The sequence below is a fragment of the Actinoplanes sp. NPDC051470 genome (assembly GCF_040682035.1).
In the GTDB taxonomy this organism is placed as follows: Bacteria; Actinomycetota; Actinomycetes; order Mycobacteriales; family Micromonosporaceae; genus Actinoplanes.
Window position 1 is genome coordinate 65,948 of record NZ_JBFBAA010000029.1, and the last position, 20,845, is coordinate 86,792.

The window sequence follows — 20,845 nt, forward strand, 5'->3', positions numbered from 1 at the left end:
TTTTGTTCTGCCTGACATTCAATAGCATCGATGTCTATGGGGGAGTTCGCCGGTCGGCTGGCTGAGTTGCGCCGGCTGCGCGGGCTCACCCAGGAGCGGCTGGCCGACGTCTCCGGCCTGAGCGTCCGTTGCATCCGTGAGCTGGAACGCGGCCGGGGGCGAGCGCCCCGGCCGCGTACCGCCGCACTTCTCGCCGACGCCCTGCTCCTGGCCGGCGCCGACCGGTCCCGCTTCCTCGCGCTCGCCACCCGGAGCCCGGCCGACGCCGAGCCCGCGCCCCCGGGCGAGCTGCCACCGGCGATCAACGACCTCACCGGCCGCGACGGCGAACTGGCCCGGCTGGCCTCGCTCGCCTCGCCCGGCATCGCGTTCCGCCGCCCCGGCCCCGCCATCGTCGTCCTGCACGGCCTGGCCGGCATCGGCAAGACCAGTCTCGCGGTCAGCGCCGGCCACCGGGTCCGCAGCGGCTTCCCGGACGGCCAGCTCTTCGCCGATCTGCTGGGCGGCACCGCGAAGCCCCTCGACCCGGCCGTCGCGCTCGGCCGCTTCCTGCGCTCGCTCGGCCTCCCCGACGAGCAGGTCCCGCCGACCCGGGCCGCCCGCATCGCGCTCTACCGCACCCTCACCCACGACCGGCGGCTGATCGTGGTGCTCGACGACGCCGCCGACGAATGCCAGGTGCGCCCGCTGCTGCCCGCCGGCGCCGGGTCGTTCGTGCTGGTCACCAGCCGTCGCCCGCTCACCGGCCTGGAGGCGGTCGAGCGGCTGGCGCTGGGCGTGCTGACCCACCCGGCCGGCCGCGCGCTGCTGCGGACCATCATCGGGCCGCGCGCGATCGCCGAGGCGGACGCGACCGCCGAGCTGGCCGGCCTCTGCGGTCACCTGCCCCTGGCCCTGCGCATCGCCGGCAACCGCCTGGCCTGCCGCCCCTCCTGGAGCGTGGCGAGAGCGGTGGGTCAACTTCGTCCGGAGGGTACGCGGCTGAGCACGCTGACCGCCGGCGACCAGGGCGTCCGGGCGGCCCTGGCGGTCCCGTACGGTCAGCTGACCCCGGCCGCGGCCCTGGTCTTCCGCCGCTGCGCCCTGCTCGCCCCGGCCGACTTCGGCGCCGGCCTCGTCGCGGTCACCGCCGACCTGCCCGAGACGTGCACCGCGGCGGCGCTGGAGGAACTCGTCGACTTCGGGTTGCTGGGCACGGCCGGCGAGCGCTACCGCTTCCACCCGCTCGTCCGGCTCTTCGCCCTCGACCAGCTGCGCGGCGAACCCGGCCGGGCGGTGGTCGACGCCCGCGCCCGGATGGTGGGCTGGGTGCTCCAGCACACCGTGGCGCCGGTGACCGGCAGGTCGGGTTATGCCGGTCATGTGCCTGGTCCGGGCCTGGATCCGATGGTCAGCTAGGGCCATCCCCCCGCTTCATCATCGAAAGGCAGTCGGATGAAGAGACGCCTCGCCGCCACCCTCGGCATCGCCACCGCGATCGCCCTCGTCGTGTCCGTCCCCCCGGCCGGCGCGGCGCCGGCCGCCCCCGGCCGGACGGCGCAGACGTTCCAGTTCCCCGAGCGGTACCAGAAGCAGATCCCCCTGCAGAAGGCCGCGAGCGCGATCCGCAACGAGATCGAGCGCGGCGCGTACGCCGGATATGCCGGTGTCGAGCTGGCCGGCGACCACGTCGTGCTCTGGTGGAAGGGCGCCGTGCCGGCCACCATGACCAAGATCGTCGCGGCCGCCCGGTCCTTCGCGCCGGTCACGATCGGCACGGCGGCCCACTCGCTGGCCGAGCTGCGCGCGGCCGGGCGTTCGCTGTCCGCGTCCCACCCCGGCGCGCGGGTCAAGTACGCGGTCGACGGCAGCAAGGTCGTCCTCGGCGTCGCGGCCCCGTTGAAGACCGCCCCGAAGGCCGGCGTCCCGGTCGCCGTCGAGGTCACCGGGGCCAAGGTCGAGACCAGCCGGCGTGACGACTGGGCCCCCTGGATCGGCGGCGCCGACGCGCTCATCGGCAACGCCCGCTGCACCGGCGGCTTCGCCGTCCGCAACGGCGCCAACCAGAAGTTCCTGCTGCTGGCCGGCCACTGCGGCGACAACGGCAACCAGGTCCGCGACGGCGTGGGCGAGGTCATCGGCACCTTCACCGGCGACAACCCGACCCACGACCTCGGCCTGGTGTCCACCGGCTCGGTCGACAACCAGATGTACGTCGGTGGCCTGGACAGCAACGCGATCATCAACGTCGACGGCTGGGACTGGGTGTTCCCCGGCGAGTACCTGTGCCAGTCCGGCGGCTCCTCGGCCCGCGACATCGGCGGCCCGGTCTGCAACCTGCGGGTCGAGAAGTTCAACACCGACCCGGGCGACGCCGTCGAGGCCCGCCAGGTCGACGGCCAGGCGGCGGTCCGAGGCGGCGACAGCGGCGGCCCGGTCTACTCCGGCTCGGCCAGCGGCGGCGCCATCGCCAAGGGCATCAACTGCTACACGTACGTCGGCAACAACACCATCCTGGGCTTCCAGGACTTCGGCACGGCGACCCGCGACTACGGAATCTGGATCGCCGACTGAGAACTCCTCAAGTTCCACAACACCGGTGCCGACGACTTTTCGTCGGTGCCGGTGTTTGTTGTTGAGGGTGGGCGATGCGGGCCCCCGAGTTCTACCGCCCTGCTCGGCCGGGGGTGGACCGAATGTGTCGCACCCGGGCGATAGCGTTCGCGACGCTGGTGAAGCAGGGGAAGGCGAGACGGGGATGAGGCATGCGTAGTTTCGAGTTCATCGAGGGCGGCTCGGCGAAGTTCTGGGAGATCTGGCGGGACGGCTCCGACGTCGGTGTCCGGTTCGGGCGGGTCGGCACGAACGGGCAGACCAAGATCAAGACCTTCGATGACACCGGTGCGGCCGAGGCGCACGAGACCAGGCTGATCGGCGAGAAACTGCGCAAGGGGTACGCCGAGACGAGCGCCTCCGCCGACCCGGCCGTGCCGGCTCCCGCCACCGAGCCTCCCGCCGCTTCCGAGCCCGCCGCGCCGGAGTCCGTTGCGCCGGCCGCCTCTGAGCCCGCGGCCGCAGCGCACGCCGCTTCCGCGCCTGCCGTCCCCGCGTCCGCCGTCGCCGCGGCGGCCGCGCCGGCGGTTGACGAGGACACGTTCGTGTTCCCGGCCGCGTGGCATCGCCATCGGATTGCCCGGCGGGGCGGCCATGGGGTGGGCCGGTTCGTGCCCGATCCCAAGGCGCGGGCGACGGTCAGCGAGCTGTCGGGACGGTTCCGCGAGTCGGCACTCGACGTGGAGTCGTCCGCCGCGCGGGTCGCCGCCGTGTCGCTGAACTGGCAGGACCGGGAGCGGGCGGGCGCGTTCGCCGACGACTGGATCGCCCGGCACGGGCTGCGGTTCGCGGCCGAGGCGGCCGTCCGCGCGATGAGCGTGGTGGTCACCGACGCCGCCGTGCCCGTCGTGCGCGAGATGCGGGCCGGCGACACCCGGCACAGCCACTGGATCGACGGTCCGATGCTCGTCGCGTTCCGGGTGCGGCACGCGCTGGCCTCGGCCTCCGACGAGGAGTACGCCGAGGTCGTCGCCGCGCTCACGGCGTACCGCACCGGGCACGTCTATGCCCGCGCGGCCACCTCGGTGCTGGCGCCGACCCAGACCGGGTGGGTCGAGGAGGACATCGCCGCCGCGGTCCACGATCACGACACCTATCTCGCCATGTTCCTGCTGGCCGCCGTCGGCACCAAGGCGCAGCTGGTCGCGCTCCTGCCCGAGGCGCGGTTCTGGCCGGTCGTCGGGACGCTCGCCCTGCCGACCACGCTGGCCGACGCCCTCGGGCCCGACCTGGCGTTCGCGCTGTTCTCCTGGTTCGCCGAGGAGTACGCCGACTCGGACGCCAAGCGGCGCATCCTGACCGTGCTCGCGGCGCTGCCCGGCGACGAGGTGATGCGGGGCCTGATCGAGCGCGCCGACCAGAAGTTCGTGGCGCCGGCCCTGACCGACGCGGCCGCCCGCTTCCCGGCCCGGGCGTTGCGGTGGCTGGCCGAGGGGGCCGGCAACCGTACCGTGGCCGACCTGCTCCGAGCGCACGTGCTGGCCCACCCCGATCTTGTCGAGCGGGTCCGGCCCGAGCTCAGCCCGGCCGCCGCCGCCCGCGTCGAGGCCATCACCTCGGCCGGTGCGGTCGCCGAGGCGCCGGCCGGTGCGGTGCCGCGCCTGCTCGCCGACCCGCCGTGGCGCAACCGGCCCAAGGCGGTCAAGCCGGCCGTCGTCGCGGGGCTGGAGTGCACCGACCCGCCGGCGATCCACTGGCTCGACGGCGAGCGGGACGAGTGGCTCCGCGAGCCCGACCACTACCACCGCGGCCGCGAGGGCTCCTGGGCCGACATCGCCGGGCGCATGCTCGCCGGCCGGTCCGACTGGTCGGAGCAGCGGTTGTTCATCGCCGAGGCGCCGGACGCCATCGCCCGCCCCACGATCGCGAAGTGGTGGCCCCGGGAGACCTGGGACGCGGCCTCCTGGATGCGGATCGCGGTCGCCCGGTTCGAGATCGACGCGCTGGCCGCCGCGCTCGCCGTGGCGCGGCGGTCGCCGACCGACGCCAAGGACGTGCTCCTGCCGTACGCCGCGGCCGAGGTCGCCCCGGTGATGGCCGACTGGTGGGCGCGGCTCAAGAGCGTCCGCGGCATCGCGCTGGCGTGGCTGCTGCGCCACCCGGTGACCGCCGCCCGGGCGCTGGTCCCGGCCGCCCTCCAGAAGCCCGGCCTGGCCCGCCGTCAGGCCGAGAACGCGCTGTTCGCCCTGCACGGCAACGGTCACACCGAGGCCGTGCGGACGGCCGCGGCCGGGCACGGCGACGAGGCCGCCGCGGCGATCGAGACGTTGCTGGCCATGGATCCCACGTCGGTGATGCCGGCCAGGCTGCCGCCGGTCCCGGCCTGGGCGGTGCCCGGACTGCTGCCGCCGGTGCTGCTCCGTGACGGCTCCGGCGCGCTGCCGGCCGACGCGGTCACCGGCCTGGTGCAGATGCTGGCCATGTCCCGGCTCGACGACGCCTACGCGGGCGTCGAGGCCGTCGCCGCCGACCTCGATCCGGCGAGCCTGGCCGAGTTCGCCTGGGGTGTCTTCCAGCGCTGGCAGAACTTCGGGGCCACCAGCAAGGAGAACTGGGTGCTCGACGCGCTCGGGCTGGTCGGCGACGACGAGACGGTCCGCCGGCTCACCCCGCTGATCCTGGCCTGGCCCGGCGAGGGCGGCCACGCCAAGGCGGTCACCGGGGTGAGCGTGCTGGCCGCCATCGGCACCGACGTCGCCCTGATGCACCTGCACGGCATCGCCCAGCGGGCCAAGTTCCGCGGTCTCAAGACGGCCGCGGGCGAGAAGATGGACGAGGTCGCCGCCGCGCTGGGCCTGACCGCCGAGCAGCTCGCCGACCGGCTGGTGCCCGACTTCGGGCTGGCCGCCGACGGCAGCATGACGCTCGACTACGGGTCGCGGCGGTTCACGGTCGGGTTCGACGAGCAGCTCCGGCCGTACGTGGCCGATGCCGCCGGCAAACACCTCAAGGCCCTGCCCAAACCGGGGGTCAAGGACGACGCCGAGCTCGCGCCGGCCGCCTACAAGGCGTTCGCGGCCCTGAAGAAGGACGTGCGCACGGTCGCCGCCGATCAGCTGCGCCGGCTCGAACGCGCGATGGTCACCGGGCGGCGGTGGAGCGGCGGCGACTTCCGGCGGCTCTTCGTCGAGCATCCGCTGGTCTGGCACATCGTCCGCCGCCTGGTGTGGGGACGCTACGACGGCTCGGGCGCGCTGATCGGCGCGGTGCGGGTGGCCGAGGACCGCAGCTTCTCCACGGTGGACGACGACCAGACCGAGCTGGCCGACGACGCGATCGTGGGCGTGGTCCACCCGCTGGAACTGGGCGACGCGCTGGCCGGCTGGGCCGAGGTGTTCGCCGACTACGAGATCCTCCAGCCGTTCCCGCAGCTCGGCCGCTCGACGTTCGCGCTGACGCCGGCGGAGGCCAACGCCGGGCGGCTGTCCCGCTTCGAGGGCGCCACGGTGCCGACCGGCAAGGTGATCGGGCTGGAACGCCGCGGCTGGAAACGCGAGGAACCCCAGGACGGCGGGCACCAGGGCTACATCGAGCTGGCCATGACCTCGGACCGCGCGGTGGTCGTCTCGCTCGACCCGGGCATCGCGATCGGCGCGATCGACATCTTCCCCGAGCAGAAACTCGACGAGATCTTCCTCTCCGACGGCAGCGACCGCTGGTACCGGCGGGGCGGCCGGCTCCCGCTGGAGACCCTCGACCGCATCGCGGTCTCCGAGGTCATCCGCGACCTGACCGAGGTGACCACGTGACCCCCGCGGCGAACCCGGTCCCGCCGCAATCCGGCCCGCCGCAATCCGGCCCGCCACCCGGCTCGCCGCCGGCCGGCCCGTCGCCGGCCGGTGCGGTGCCGCCGCTGCTGGCCGACCCGCCGTGGCGCGACCGCCGGGCCACGGCGGTGGTGATCGCCGGCCTGGAGTGCGCCGACCCGGCCATCGCCGAGTGGGGCGACGGCGAGCGCGAGGAGTGGCTGGCCGACCCGGTCGACGACCCGGTGCACCGCTCATGGGACATGCTGGCCAACCGCGTCTCCGGCGACGTGGCCGGCTGGGACGAGCAGACGACGCTGTTCGTCCACGGCCCGGACGATGTGGTCCGGCCGATGCTGGCCGGCTGGCGCCCGGAGCCCGACGAGAACGGGTCCGCCGTGCTGCGACGGGTCGGCGCCCGGTTCGAGCAGGACGCGCTGCCGCCCCTGCTCTACGCGGCCCGGCGCCGGCCCGCCGACCTCGGTTTCCTGGTGCTCCCGTTCTCGTCGCCCGGCCTGGCCCAGGCGATGGCCGAGGGGCTGAGCCGGAAGAGCTTCCGCGGGGTCGCGCGGGCGTGGCTCGGGCGGCACCCCGCCGCGGCCGCGCGGGCACTGGTCCCGAACGCGCTGCGGAAGCCCGGCACCCCGCGCCGCCACGCCGAACGGGCGCTGCTCGAGCTGCACGACGACGGCCACGGCGACGCGGTGCGCGCGGCCGCGGCCGGTTACGGGGCCGAGGCCGCGGCGGCGATCGAGACGTTGCTCGCGACCGACCGCGCGGCGCTGTTGCCGGCCCGGATGCCCGCCGTCCCGGAGTGGGCCTCGCCCGCGGCGCTGCCGCCGGTCCGGCTGCGGGGCGGCGGCGCCCTGCCCGGCGAGGCGGTCGGGCACCTGATCCAGATGGTCGCCTGCTCCCGCCTCGACGACCCGTACGCAGGCCTGGAGATCGTGGCCGCCGACCTCGACCGGGCGAGCCTGGCCGAGTTCGCCTGGCAGCTGTTCCTGCGCTGGGACGGCCACGGCGCCGCGGCCAGGGAGAACTGGGCGCTGGACGCGCTCGGTCTGCTCGGCGACGACGAGACGGTGCGCCGGCTCACGCCGATGATCCTGTGGTGGCCGGGCCGGAACAACCACGCCAAGGCGGTCACCGGCGTCTCGGTGCTGGCCGCCATCGGGTCCGACGTCGCCCTGACCTACCTCTACCGGATCTCCCGGAAGGCCCCGTTCCACGGGCTCAAGCAGGCCGCCGTGGCCAAGATGGAGGAGGTGGCGGCCGGTCTGGGGCTGACCGCCGAGAACCTGGCCGACCGGCTGGTGCCCGACCTCGGCCTGAGCCCGGACGGGACGATGACGCTCGACTACGGGCCCCGGCGGTTCACCGTGGGATTCGACGAGCAGCTCCGGCCGTACGTCATGGATGCCGGCGGCAAACATCTCAAGGCCCTGCCCAAACCGGGGGTCAAGGACGACCCCGAGATCGCGCCGGCGGCCCACCGCACCTTCGTGACGCTGAAGAAGGAGGTGCGGACGGTCGCCACCGAGCAGCTGCGGCGGCTGGAACGCGCCATGGTGAAACGCCGCCGGTGGCCCGCCGCCGAGTTCCGCCGCGTCCTGGTCGACCACCCGCTGCTCCGGCACATCACCCGCCGCCTGGTCTGGGGCGTCTACGACGCCTCGGGCACGCTGGTCACCGCGTTCCGGGTGGCCGAGGACCGCAGCCTGGCCACGGTGGAGGACGACGAGACCACGATCGCCGACGACGCGATCGTCGGCGTCGCCCACCCGCTGGAGCTCGGCGACCGCCTGCCCGACTGGTCCGAGGTGCTGGCCGACTACGAGATCCTGCAGCCGTTCGCGCAGCTCGGCCGCAAGACCTTCACGCCCACGGCCGAGGAGGTCGCGGCCGGCCGGCTCCTCCGCTTCGAGGGCGCCCCGTTCTGGCTCGGCGAGGTGCAGAACCTGGAGTACCGCGGCTGGCGGCGGGACCGCGACGCGATCGTCCTCGACCTGGCCGGGCGGCGCGCGGTGGTCGTGTCGATGGGCGCCACCACCTTCGGGGAGATCCACCTGGCCGACCCCGTGCAGGGGCGCCGCCCGGTCACCACGCTCGACCCGGTCACCCTCTCCGACGTCATCCGCCACCTCACGGAGGTCAGCAAATGAGCAAGATCGAGGTCACCGCGCCGGCCGGGGAGGTGCAGCGGCCGCCGGCCGAGGTGCGCTACGCCGACGAGCTGGCCCGGTTGCGGGCCGCCGACACCGCCGCCCGGCCGCCCGGTTGGGCGCTCAGCGTGCAGGCCGCCCGCCGGTTCGTGGTCGGTGACGACCGGCTGGGCGTGAGCCGCAAGTTCGTCGGCGACCCGTCGCTGATCGACCGGGCGCTGATCTCGCTGGCCACCAGCCGCGGGCTGATGCTGGTCGGCGACCCGGGCACGGCCAAGTCGCTGCTGTCCGAGCTGCTGGCCGCGGCGGTCAGCGGCGACTCCACGCTGACCATCCAGGGTGGCGCGGCGACCACCGAGGACCAGATCCGGTACTCCTGGAACTACGCGCTGCTGGTCGCCGACGGCCCGTCCACCCGGTCGCTGGTGCCGGCGCCGCTGCTGCGCGGGATGGCCGAGGGGCGCACGGTGCGGTTCGAGGAGATCACCCGGTGCCCGCTGGAGGTGCAGGACTGCCTGCTCTCCCCGCTGTCCGACCGGGTGCTGGCGATTCCCGAGCTGACCGGGCCGGACGCGATGGTCTTCGCCCGTGAGGGCTTCAACATCATCGCCACGGCGAACACCCGCGACCGCGGCGTCAACGACATGAGCTCGGCGCTGAAGCGGCGGTTCAACTTCGAGACGGTGTTCCCGATCGCCGACTTCGACACCGAGCTGTCGCTGGTGGCCAACGAGGCGACCAGGCTGCTGCGGCGGTCCGGGGTCACCGCCGAGCCGCGCCGGGACGTCCTCGAGGTGCTGGTCACCACGTTCCGCGAGCTGCGGACCGGTGAGACCACGCGGGGCGACTCGATGGAGCGGTTGTCGTCGGTGATGAGTACGGCCGAAGCGGTGTCCGTCGCGCACGCGGTCGGCCTGCGCGGCTGGTTCCTGCGCGGCGAACCGGGCAGCGCCGAGGACGTGGTCGCCTGCATCGCCGGCACGGCCGCCAAGGACAACCCGGACGACCTGGCCAAGCTCCGCCGCTACCTGTCCCAGCAGGTCGACTGGCGGACCGGCGAGCAGTGGCAGGCGCTGCGCCGGGCGCGACACCTGCTCCCGGGCTGAGCCGTGCCGGTCACCTTCATCGGGGTCCGCCACCACAGCCCCGCGTGCGCGCGCCTGGTCGCCGAGACGCTCGACGAGTTGCGGCCCGCATACGTGCTGATCGAGGGCCCCGCCGACCTCAACGACCGGATCGGCGAGCTGCTGCTCGGCCACGAGCTGCCGGTCGCGGTGTTCACCAGCTACCGCGACGACGAACGGCGGCACGGCTCGTGGGCGCCGTTCTGCGACTACTCGCCGGAATGGGTGGCGCTGACCCACGGCTCGCGGGCCGGCGCGGACGTGAAGTTCATCGATCTGCCCGCCTGGCATCCGGCCTTCGCCGGGCGCAGCAACCGCTACGCCGACGCCGAGCTGCGCTACGCCGACGTGATGGAGCGCCTGTGCCGCAGCTTCGACGTGGACAACGTGGACGTCCTGTGGGACCACCTCGTCGAGATCGCGCCGCGCGACGGGCTGGCCGAGCGGCTCGCGACCTACTTCGACCTGGTCCGGGGCGAGTCGGCGGCGGGCGAGTCGGACACCGCGCGTGAGGCCTACATGGCGTCCTGGGTGCGCGCGGCGGCCGCCGAGGCCGGTGAGCGGCACGTCGTCGTGGTGACCGGCGGCTTCCACCGGCCGGCGCTGGTCACCCTCTCCGCCGCCGGCGACCCCGCGTGGCCTTCGGTGCCGCGGCTGCCCGCCGGGGCACTGGGCGGAAGCTACCTGGTGCCGTACTCGTTCCGGCGGCTCGATGCCTTCGACGGCTACCAGTCCGGGATGCCGTCGCCCGGGTATTACCAGGAGCTCTGGGAATCGGGCGCGGCCGGGGCGGCCATGCATCTCGTCGAGGCGGTGGCCGGGCGGCTGCGGGAGCGGAAACAGCCGGTCTCCACGGCCGACCTGATCGCCGCCCGGGCCACCGCGGACGGGCTCGCCATGGTCCGCGGGCATCAGCACCCGGCCCGGGCCGACGTGCTCGACGGGCTCGCGTCGGCGCTGGTCAACGAGGCGTTGGACGTACCCCTGCCGTGGTCCTCCCGGGGCGCCCTGAGAGCCGGCAGCCACCCGGTCGTGGTCGAGATGGTCGCCGCGCTCAGCGGGAGCCGCGTCGGCCGCCTGCACCCCGGCACGCCCGCGCCGCCCCTGGTCCACGACCTCGACGCCGAGCTCGCCCGGGCCGGCCTGGACGGCGACGCCGATCTCGACCTCGACCTGACCCGGGCCGAGCAGCGGGCCCGCAGCGTCATCCTGCACCGGGTCCGGGTGCTCAAGGTGCCCGGCTTCACCCGGACCGCCGGCCCGTCCGTGGGCCTCGACCCGGAGCTGCGCGAACGCTGGGCGCTGCGTCCCGACCCGGGCCGCATCACCGCGGTGATCGAGGCCGGCGCGCATGGCGCCACCCTGGCCGACGCCGCCGCCGCGGCTCTGGCCGAACGCGCCGCGATGGCCGGTCGTGACGTCGCCGCCCTGGCCACGGTCCTGTTCGACGCCGCCCTGGCCGGCCTGACCGACGTCTCCGACCAGGCCCTGGCCGACATCGACGCGGGCGTGAACGGCGCGCCCGAGCTCGGTCCGCTGGGCGGGATGCTGGCCGTGATCCTGACCATGTGGCGGCACGACGGGGTGTTCGGCACGACGCGCAGCGCGGTGCTCGGTCGCGTGGTGACGGCGGCCGTGCGCCGCGTGCTGTGGCTGGCCGAGGGCGTGCGGGGCAGCTCGGCGCCGGCTGATCTGGGCCGGATCGTGGCGCTGGCCGCCTGCCGGGACGCCCTTCGCCACGCCGGGCGGGAGCTGTCCCTGGACGTCCCGGGGGCGCTGGAGACCGCGGCCCGGGTCTCGGCCGACGCGGACGCGCCGCCCGACCTGCGCGGGGCGACCTTCGGCTTGCAGTGGGCGCTCGCCGACCTGGCCCTCGCCGACCTGCCCGGAAGCGACCTCGATCCGCTCCGGAGCGTGCGTGGCGCCTTCGTGGCCGCGACCGTGGGGGACTGGCTGGCCGGCCTCTTCGCGCTGGCCCGCGAGGAGGTGCTCGAACGGGAGGAGGTCATCGGGCTGCTCGACGAGTTGCTGACCGGCCTGGGGGTGGAGGACTTCCTGGTGGCGTTGCCGGCGTTGCGGCAGGCGTTCGAGTTCTTCCCGCCGCGTGAACGGGAAGCGATCGCGGAGCGGTTGCTCGCCCGGCGCGGGCTGGGCGGGAGCGCGCGGAGCCTGCTCCGGACCGTGGCCGACCCGGCCGTGGTGGCGGCGGGCATGCGGCTCGACGAGCGCGTCGACGAGCTGTTACGCGAGGCCGGGCTGATGCGCGAGGCCGGGCCGGTCAGCGACGCCGGCCTGATTCGTGGGGCCGGAGCAGTCAACGACGCCGGGCTGATCAGTGAGACGGGGGCTCAGCCATGACCGACGCGGATCTGGAGCGGTGGCGGCTCGTGCTGGGGGCGCCGGCCTCGGCCATGGGCGGGCTCGGGGCCGAAGGGGCGGCCCGGGACGCGGCGTTGAGCTGGCTCTACGGGCGCGACGGCGAGCACGACCGGCGCGACGTGCGGCAGGGCGGTTCCGGCGGAAATCGAGGCGACGCCGGCGGGAAGGAAGGTGGGGACGGGCCGTCGGTGCTGACCACGGTGGACTGGCTCAACGACATCAACCGGCTCTTCCCGAAGGAGACCATCGAGCGGCTCCAGCGGGACGCGGTCGAGCTCTACCAGATCAACGACATCGTCACCGATCCGGCTGTGCTGGAGACCATCGAACCCAACCCGTCCCTGCTGCGGGCCGTGCTCCAGACCAAGCACCTGATGAACCCGGAGGTGCTGCGGCTGGCCCGGCGCATCGTCGAGGCGGTCGTGCGCGACCTGCTGGCCAAGATGGCCACCGAGGTGCGGGCGGCGTTCACCGGGGCGCGGGCGCGGCGGCCGAGCCGGTGGAAGCAGGCGCGCGACTTCGACATCACCCGGACGCTGCGGGCCAACCTCGGGCACTACCGGCCGGATGAGCGGCGGCTCTACATCGAGACGCCGCACTTCTTCTCGCGGACCCGCCGGCACGTCGAGCAGTGGCAGGTGATCCTGCTCGTCGACCAGTCCGGGTCGATGGTCGACTCGGTGATCCACTCGGCCGTCACGGCGGCCTGCCTGTGGGGGCTGCCGGGCGTCCGTACCCATCTGGTGGCCTTCGACACCGAGGTCGTCGACCTGACCAGCGAGGTCGACGACCCGGTCGAGCTCCTGATGAAGGTGCAGCTCGGCGGGGGTACGGACATCGCGCGAGCGGTCCGCTACGGCGCTAGCCTGATCGAGCGGCCGCGGCGCACGATCGTGGCGCTGATCAGCGACTTCTACGAGGGCGGGTCGGCGTCGTCGCTGGTCCGGACGGTGCGGGAGATGGTCGAGCAGGGCACGAAGGTGCTCGGGCTGGCGGCGCTCGACGAGCAGGCCGGCCCGGTGTACGACCGGGACATGGCCCAGCGGCTGGTCAACGTCGGGGCGTCGGTGGGTGCGATGACGCCGGGCGAGCTGGCGGCGTTCGTGGCCGAGCAGGTGACCCGGTGAGGCCCGACCTGCTGGCGCTGACCGAGGCGACGCTGGCCGAGCTGACCAACCGCGGGCTGGTCAAGCGGGCCGTGCGCGAGCTGGAACGGGCCGCGCCGACGCTGACCGAGGACGACGACGGGACGGTTTGCGCCGTCTTCCCGGACGGCGTGACCACGTCGCTGCCGACCGGCGGACTGGACGGTGGCGCGTGCGGCTGCGGCGCGGTGACCACCTGCCGCCACGTGGTCGGCCTCGTCCTGGCGTATCACCGGGATCCGGCGCATGCGGCCCCCGATGGCCCGACTGCAAGTGCTGCAAGCGCGGCGGAACCGACGGCGGAAGTCGCGGGGGCCGGACTTCCCGCGACCTCGGGCTGGTCGCCGGGGGAGTTCACCGACGACGAGCTGGTGGCGCGGCTCGGGGAGCGGATGATGGCGGCGGCCCGGCGGCTCGAGGCGACCGGGTTCGTGGCCCGGGTCCATCGCGGGCGTCCGGCCGATCCGGTGCCCAGCGTGGAGCTGCCCACGGCGACGGTGCGGTTCCTCGTACCCAAGGACCTGGGTTTCGCCCGCACCGATGCCGTCGCCGGGGTGCGCGACGACGTGATCGCGCTGGCCGTGTGGGCCTTCCGGGCCGCCGACGCGACGGCCCCGGGGCAGGCCGACGCGCAGGTGCAGGTGGGTGGTGGCGCGACACCGGCCGGTGGGCCCGCGCTGGACGCGGCGGTCGCGCTGGCCGGGGTGGTGCTGCGGGAGGGCGCGGTCCATCTGGGTGCGGGGCCGGTCGCCGAGATCGCCCGGGTACGCCGTGAGCTCGACGCCGCGCGGATGCGCTGGCCCCTGCTCGCCGTGGACGACCTGGTCGGGCAGCTGGAGGCCTACCGCGAACGCAGCGCCCGCTACCGGCCGGAGGCGCTCGCCGACCATCTGGCCGAACTGGTCGCGCGGCACCGGGCGGTGACCGGCGGCGGCTCGGGGCTGCGGTCGCGGGTGCTCGGCACGGACGAGGCGGCCGAGACCCCGCTGCGCCGGGCGCGGCTGGACGGGCTGGGCGCCCGGGTCACGGCGGCCGGGGACGAGCGGTTCGTCGACCTGTTCCTGGCCCACGCCGACAGTGCCACCGTGCTGGTGCTGCGGCGGGCGTACGAGTCGGCGGAGACCGGCCCCGAACTCGCCGCGCGCCGCGTCGCCGGGGTGACCGTCGGGATGCTCGCGTCGGGGGCGGTGGTGACCGAGTCGGCGGCGCGCAGCGCGAGCCGGGCGGTGCGGCTGGGCGCGCGCCGGCTGAGCCGGACCGAGGCGATGGCGTCCCGCGGCGCCTGGCAACACCTGCCGCCGGCGCTGATCGCCGGCGACCTGACCGCCCTCGCGGCCGAGCTCGACGCGTTGCCGCCCCGGCCGGTCCGGGCGCGGGTGCGGGCCGAGCTGGTGCGGGTGATCCCGGTGGCGTCGGTGCGGTCGGTCGGCTACGCCGCGGGCGCGCAGCGGCTCGACGCGGTGATCGAGGACGCGGCCGGCGCGACCGCGGTGATCTCGGCGACCCACGAGTCGTGCGTGCCGGGCCGGCTGGACAGCATGGCCGCGGCGCTGGGCGGCGACGTGCGGTTCGTGTCCGGCACGGTGCGGCGCGGCGGGGGCGGCCTGCTGATCGACCCGCTCGGGTTCGCGCTGGCCGACGGCGTCGTGGTGCCCGACCTGGCGCCGGCCGACCGTGGCTCCGACCCGCAGGACCGGGCCGGCGCCACGGATGATCCGCTCGGGCAGGTGCTCGACGAGGCGGTGGCGCTGCTCGCCGAGGTGGCCCACCGAGGGCTGCGGCACGCACCGTCCACGATGGCCGACCGGCTGCGGTCCGTGTCCGGGCGGCTGACCACGCTGGGTCTGCGCCGCTCGGGCGAGGCCGTCGAGGGGCTGGCGGCGCGACTCGGTCCCGATCCGGGCGACCCGGCCATCTCCGCCTGGGTCGACGCCTACCTCCGCACAGGCCTGGCCGCCGAGCTGCGTTGACGCAGCTCGGCGGCGGCGGTCAGCCGGCCGGGCCGATGAGTTTCCAGGGCTCGTGGTCGGCGTCGGCGCCCGTACCCGGGATGTTGGCCTGGGTCCACCACTTGGCCCGCCAGACCTTGCCGTTGTACTTGACCGTGGTCTGCTCGACGGTCTGGGTCGAGGGGTCGTAGACCTTGGCCGAGTCCCAGTTCGGGGCGTTGCATCCGCCGGCCGGCGGGGTCGCGGCGCCCAGGCCCTTGAGGTTGTCGGTGACCGGCGCGTAGGCCGTGCCGCCGATCGACAGGCTGGTGTTGACCGGGCCGGTCACCGGGAGGAAGTAGATGATCGGCAGGTCCAGCGTCCGGCCGGACGGGATGATCTGGCAGTAGTCGAGCGTGGTGCTGACCCGGTGGAAGGTCGGGCCGGCGGTCAGCCGCCACTGGCCGCCCTGCTCGCCGGTCTGCCAGTTGGCATCCTTGACCAGCGGGGACGTGGAGGCGGGCAGGTCGAACGACAGGACCGTGTCCTTGCCGCCGCCCAGCGTGCGGCCGGTGTTGTTGGTGACCCGGACGGTCGGCTGCAACGGCCACAGGTTGGCCGTCTGGGTGGGGTAGTCGACCAGGTCCACGCTGATGTTCGCGGTCACCGCGGGTGCGGTGCCGGCGCTCCCGGTGCGCAGGCTCATGTCGAAGGCGCCGCTGTTGCCCAGCTTCTCGTTCAGCCGGGTGGTCAGCGTGTAGCCCATGCCGCACGGATGCGCGGCGTCCACCGTCGACGGGCAGGCGTAGTCGCCGCCCAGCTCCCACATCATCACGCCGCCGGCGCCGGTCGAGCGGACCAGGTCGGTGACCGCGTCGATGCCCTGCTCGTCCTCGGTGGACAGGAACACCTTCTTGGCGCCGTTCCACAGCCAGGACGTCTTCGTGGTGTTGTCCCAGAACCGCGTGTACCGGCCGCTCAGCCGGTCGGCCGCGTCGCCGTCCGGATCCAGGCCGACCGCCCGGGCGTACCGCGGAAGGATGTTGCTCTCGAGGTTCTTGGCGTGCCACAACGGGTTGGTGCCGGAGCCCAGCTCGCCGCCGTTCGACGTGTCGTCGTGCCAGATGTTGTCGATGCCGATCGCGCCGTCGCCGCACGGGCGCCGGATCCCCGTACCCGGCTCGCACCCGGTCTTGACCGAGCTGCCCCACATGCCGTTCGTGCCGCCGGTGACGCTCTTCCAGCCGCGCGTGTAGTACGGCACGCCGACGTTGACCCGGCCGGCCTGCAGCGCGCCGCGCATGTACTTGAGAGCCCAGCTCGTGTTGAAGTAGCCGATCCCGCCGTACTCGGGCGTCGAGTACTGGTCGGCCAGCTCCGGGTCACGGCCGTCGTCGAACACCGCGGCGTTCGGGCCGACCACGTCGTTCCAGGTGCCGTGGTAGTCGTACGCCATCAGGTTGGTGAAGTCCTGGTGGTCGAGCGCGGTCTGGTTGGCCATGCCGCGCACCAGGTAGCCGGACGCCGACGAGGCCGACGTGAGCTGGTAGTACCGGTTGTCCGCGGCCGAGGCCCGGTTCAGTGAGTCACGCAGCGTCTTCATCAGCGCGGTGTAGCCGGTGGGCAGCCCGCGCCGCCGGGGGTTGGCGGCCGGCCAGTCGGACGGGTTGCCGGTGTCGTCGAGCACGGTCGGATATTCGAAGTCGATGTCCACCCCGTCGAAACCATAGGTACGCAGGAAGTCCACCACCGAGCCGGCGAACGTGTCGATCCCGCCCTGGTTGACCGTGCCGTCGGTGTTGGTGGTCATCGCGTAGAAGCCGCCCGACCCGGCCCAGCCGCCGACCGAGATCAGCGTCTTCACCCGCGGGTGAAGGCGCTTGTACTTGGTCAGCAGATTGAAGTGCCCGCGGTACGGCAGGGAGGTGTCCATCTCGGCGCCGGTCTGACCCGGCCACTCCATGCCGATCGCCGGGTTGTTGGCGCCGCCCGCCCCGACCGAGATGCGGTTGCCGTCGACCGTGGCGAACGCGTAGTTGAGGTGCGTGACCTTCGACCACGGGATGTTCTTGACCAGATAGTGCGGCGTGCCGTCGGCCCCCGTACGCCCGCCGTTGAAATACGCCACGACCCGGCGGCTGCGGCCCTGGCCGAGCCACTCCCGGCCGTCACTCTGATAGATCTTGCAGTACGGCACCGACACCCCCGGCGTGGTGGCCAGGCCGTCGGGCCGGCAGTCACCGGAGGCGCCCGGCCGTGTGCCGCCGTCGTCACCGCCCGGGTGCTGCTCCATCGGATCGCCGACGCCACCGTTGTCGTCCACCGGGTCGGGCCCGGTGGTGTTCCGCTCGACGATCTCGTCGATCAGGCCGCCGCCCGGGAAGTCCATCATCACCACGCCGGTCCGAGCCATCGACGGCTCACCGCCGAAGTTGTCCGCCCGCCCCGGGTAGAACTCCGGGCAGCGCCCGTCGGTGTCGTGCAGGCACTGGATCAGGAACTCGTTGACCCCGTTCGCGGTCGGCGAGCCACCGGCCACGGTGAACGGGTGCGCGCCCGACCCGGAGCCGCTGGTGTAGTTGACGTACATCGAATCCGGCTCGTAGACGTGCTCCCGCTCGCCCGGCCGGTGCAGGTCCCAGACGCCGTTGGTCTTCCGCAGGTGGGTGCGGACCTTCTCCCACTTGTCGTCGATGTCGTCGATCTGATCGACCTGGTAGTCGTCCTGCACCCACTCGCCGTTGGAGCCGCCGCCCGGGTAGGGCTGCCTCAGCCCGTACCCCGAATAGATCCCGCCCTGCACCCCGCGGTAGCCCATCAGCACGATCTTCCCGCGCGTCTCACCCAGCGCCGGGATGTCGGCCTGGCCGGCGCCGGTCACCGACGGCCCCCAGAACAGGCTGCTCCAGTTCGTGGCCGGCTGCGACTCGTCACCCTCGCCCGTGTACGCCTTGCCCTCCAGGTACGACCGCAGCGTCTTGAGCCGCCACTCGTCGTTCCCGTAGCCCCCCGCGTCGTCGCACGACCCGGTCTCGCCGGTGCACTCGGCCTTGAGGTGCAGCAGAATCGTCTCGCGAGGATGCGCCGCCAGGAAGTCCCGCGCCCGGGTCAGCACATCGGCGAAGTTCGCCCACTGGTAGTAGGTGCCGTGGTGAACCGTGAAGCTGACCCCCGCGTCCCCCTTGTCGACCCGCACCCGGATGTCGATGGCCCGCACACCCGCGTCGAACTGCGTGCTGAGCGTCGCCGCGCTGTAGCCGTGGTTCTCCTGCGTCTTGGTGACGCTGGTGGTCAGCGGGTCGCAGGTGTCGCCGCCGTCACCCGAATATCCGCACAGCGCCAGGCTGTCATGCGTGCCCGGCACCGAGAGCCGGGCCAGGTTCGTGTCACCCGGCACCCGGCTCATCCAGTCGACGTTGGCCGGCGAGGCGCTCTCGATGCTGTTGTAGTACTCGTTGGCCTGGGCCGCGCCGCCGGTCACCACGAGCGTGCCGCCGGTGATCAGCAGGGTGGTCGCGGCGGCCATCAGAAGCCGGGCTCTTGGCAAGGGGTTCCCCCTGTGCTCGACGCATGTCACATATGGACAATCATCGATCTTAGAGGGTCTTTCCCCACAAAGGTCAAAATCGCGATGTCGTAGCCGGGTGCGTGGTGCCGACCGTCGCTCCCGCCGAGGGCCCGTCCGGGCGGCCGCACGCTCCGCTTCCGCGGCCACCCTCCCGGCGACGTGCGTGAGGGGTCACCCTTCGTCGCTGCGCGACAGAACCAGGCGGCTCGCCACGCCGGGTCACACGGCGTACCTCTGTCCCGAGGTGAACCAGCGCCTCGTCCGGTGGTCGCCGGACGACCCCGAGATCAGCCTGAACGCCCCGGGCGTTAATGCGGCCTGAATCACGCCCCTCCGCCTGTGGACAACGGCGTGATCGCCGGATTCGCGCGATACGTTAATCGCCCACCCAGAGGGCGGGGGCGGCGGCGGTGCGCCGCGTTTATCTTTCGATCGGCCTCGATGCGGCTCCACTTCTTGCGGATCCGGCCCCCTGACGTCCTCAGGCGATGCCACGTGCGGCGACGGCTTCGGCGGCGTTAGAGACGTTTCCGGGTGGAGGTCTGCGCCGACGCCGCTCGCGCTGGTCGTGAATGGAGCTTCAGAGGCACCAGGCGCCCGCTCGCCCTCCCTGCCGCCGCTGACTCTCCCTGCCGAGCCGCGTAGTCGCAGGGCCGCGGGCGGTGTGACGTCGCGGGTCTACCACCGTCACGAACAGTGGTAGAACAGCCCGGCGTTACGGCCCCGGATACCGTCGGGGCCTACCACTGCCACGGACGGTGGTAGGGCAACACGGCGTCGTCCGCCCGGACACCGTCAGGACCCGCCACCGGTGCCGGGCAGCGGGGGTGAGGGGCGGCAGCGAGGGTGAGTGGGCAGCCCGGGCGCCTGGCAACCCGGCTCAGCCCATGACCAGCGCGAGGCCCGGCGCCCAGCGGGAGCAGGCACGACGCGGGGAGGGCACAACGTGGGGGCGGGGTACCGACGTGAGGGCGGGGCGCCGACGTGAGGGACGTCAGCGGTTCATCAACGGAGCCAGGGCCACCATCGCGGTTTCGATGAGCAGCACGCCCGTGATGAGAACGGCGACGGGCGCGGCCAGCACGATACCCAGGACGCTGAAACGGACCTCGCGCAGACCAGGGCGTGCACCCACGTCCAGCATGGCCGACTCGGGAACGTCCGGGTCGTAACGCAAGGGAATGAGGTCACTGGTGGCGGTGTAGCGGTCGGCGCGGAACTTGACGGTCGTGGTGACGTCCCGGCCGGCGGAGGTGCGGAACGCCACGTCGACGGCGCGTTTCGGTGGATACTCCACATTGGCGTCCAGGACCGTGGAGGTGAGCACTCGTGCCTGAGTCGCGATGCCGTGATGACGCAGTCGCTGAGTGCGGCGCAGCGTGCGCGCGCTGATCACGGTCACCATGGCGCTGACCAGCAGGGCCGGCAGCAGGTTCAGGTAGTGAACCGTGATCGTGGTCGGTGTCATGTGCGTGTCACCTGCCTATGGCGATGCCGGCGCAATGAGGATGGCGCATCAGGGCTTCTTCCATCAACCGTAGACGCTGGACGGCCGCCGGGGATTCACTCCGGGGCGCGGCGTCGATAAGGTGGTGTCAGCGGTCCGGGGAGGACGATGTGCGGGTCTGGGCGGGTGTCGTCGGCGTCGTACTGATCCTGCTGTCCGGTTGCAGTGTCGGCATCGAAGTGGAGCACGGCGGTGCGCCGGGGGCTCCGGTACGACCGCCTGACTACTCCACGCCGCTCCAGGTCTCGGACTGTGTCTCCGAGGCCGGCGGAAGCTGGCACAAGGCAGCCTGCTCCGCACCGGAAGCGCAGGCCCAGGTGACGAAGGTGAGCACGGCCGAGGGCAACCAGCGCTTCGGCCTGACGCCGGACTGCCCGCCGCGGACCGACCTGGCGCTGAGCCAGCCGGGGAGCAAGACGCTCGGCTACTTCTGTGCACGCAACCTCAAGGCGCCTCACCCGGGTGACCCGGGCGAAGGCGGCGGAACCATCGACACCGGGGATTGCGTGAACGTTGACGGCGAGTCCATCGACGAGGTCCCGTGCGACGGTTCCGACGGCACGCCCCAGTTCAGACTGACGCAGATCTCACCGAAGCCCTGTCCCCGGGGCACCGATCAGTCGTTCTCCCTGGGGCGGAACCTCGCGGGCGTGCCCGAGGGCGGCTACGCCTGCGGCAAGAAGCTCTGAGGGGT

General features: G+C 73.4%; 11 protein-coding genes. 9 read left to right on the plus strand and 2 right to left on the minus strand.

Annotated elements, in window-relative coordinates; all coding sequences use genetic code 11:
• Positions 1-30: 30 nt before the first annotated feature.
• The 8 genes from AB0M54_RS36945 (at position 31) to AB0M54_RS36980 (ending at position 15,118) form a co-directional block, all read left to right on the plus strand.
• Positions 31-1,398: a helix-turn-helix domain-containing protein gene (locus AB0M54_RS36945; protein ID WP_364322769.1), complete on the plus strand. Its 1,368-nt coding sequence runs from the start codon at positions 31-33 to the stop codon at positions 1,396-1,398.
• A 36-nt stretch (positions 1,399-1,434) separates the two neighbouring features.
• Positions 1,435-2,553 (plus strand): peptidase, encoded by a 1,119-nt coding sequence (locus tag AB0M54_RS36950; RefSeq protein ID WP_364476507.1) that lies wholly within the window; start codon positions 1,435-1,437, stop codon positions 2,551-2,553.
• A 191-nt stretch (positions 2,554-2,744) separates the two neighbouring features.
• On the plus strand, positions 2,745-6,341 hold the full coding sequence (locus AB0M54_RS36955) for a DUF4132 domain-containing protein (RefSeq protein ID WP_364476509.1): 3,597 nt from the start codon (positions 2,745-2,747) through the stop codon (positions 6,339-6,341).
• Positions 6,338-8,500: a DUF4132 domain-containing protein gene (locus tag AB0M54_RS36960; RefSeq protein ID WP_364476511.1), complete on the plus strand. Its 2,163-nt coding sequence runs from the start codon at positions 6,338-6,340 to the stop codon at positions 8,498-8,500. The genes AB0M54_RS36955 and AB0M54_RS36960 overlap by 4 nt, the downstream gene beginning before the upstream one ends.
• On the plus strand, positions 8,497-9,606 hold the full coding sequence (locus AB0M54_RS36965; protein ID WP_364322781.1) for an AAA family ATPase: 1,110 nt from the start codon (positions 8,497-8,499) through the stop codon (positions 9,604-9,606). Before AB0M54_RS36960 ends, AB0M54_RS36965 begins: the two co-directional genes overlap by 4 nt.
• Positions 9,607-9,609: 3 nt before the next feature.
• Entirely contained in the window at positions 9,610-11,982 is a 2,373-nt protein-coding gene (locus tag AB0M54_RS36970; protein WP_364476513.1) for a DUF5682 family protein, read from the plus strand.
• Positions 11,979-13,130 (plus strand): VWA domain-containing protein, encoded by a 1,152-nt coding sequence (locus AB0M54_RS36975; RefSeq protein WP_364322791.1) that lies wholly within the window; start codon positions 11,979-11,981, stop codon positions 13,128-13,130. The genes AB0M54_RS36970 and AB0M54_RS36975 overlap by 4 nt, the downstream gene beginning before the upstream one ends.
• The gene (locus AB0M54_RS36980; RefSeq protein WP_364476515.1) at positions 13,127-15,118 is read left to right on the plus strand and encodes a hypothetical protein; all 1,992 of its coding nucleotides are present in this window, start codon (positions 13,127-13,129) and stop codon (positions 15,116-15,118) included. Before AB0M54_RS36975 ends, AB0M54_RS36980 begins: the two co-directional genes overlap by 4 nt.
• A gap of 19 nt (positions 15,119-15,137) precedes the next feature.
• On the opposite strand, the gene AB0M54_RS36985 is transcribed toward AB0M54_RS36980, so the two are convergent.
• Positions 15,138-18,602 carry a phosphatidylinositol-specific phospholipase C domain-containing protein gene (locus AB0M54_RS36985; RefSeq protein WP_364476517.1) on the minus strand — a complete coding sequence of 1,155 codons (3,465 nt, stop codon included), beginning with the start codon at positions 18,600-18,602 and terminating at the stop codon, positions 15,138-15,140.
• 1,036 nt (positions 18,603-19,638) lie between these two features.
• The gene (locus tag AB0M54_RS36990) at positions 19,639-20,112 is read right to left on the minus strand and encodes a DUF3592 domain-containing protein (protein ID WP_364322800.1); all 474 of its coding nucleotides are present in this window, start codon (positions 20,110-20,112) and stop codon (positions 19,639-19,641) included.
• 149 nt (positions 20,113-20,261) lie between these two features.
• Between AB0M54_RS36990 and AB0M54_RS36995 the strand changes: the two genes are divergently transcribed.
• Positions 20,262-20,840, plus strand: coding sequence for a hypothetical protein (locus tag AB0M54_RS36995; protein ID WP_364322803.1), 579 nt, complete (start codon positions 20,262-20,264; stop codon positions 20,838-20,840).
• Positions 20,841-20,845: the final 5 nt, after the last annotated feature.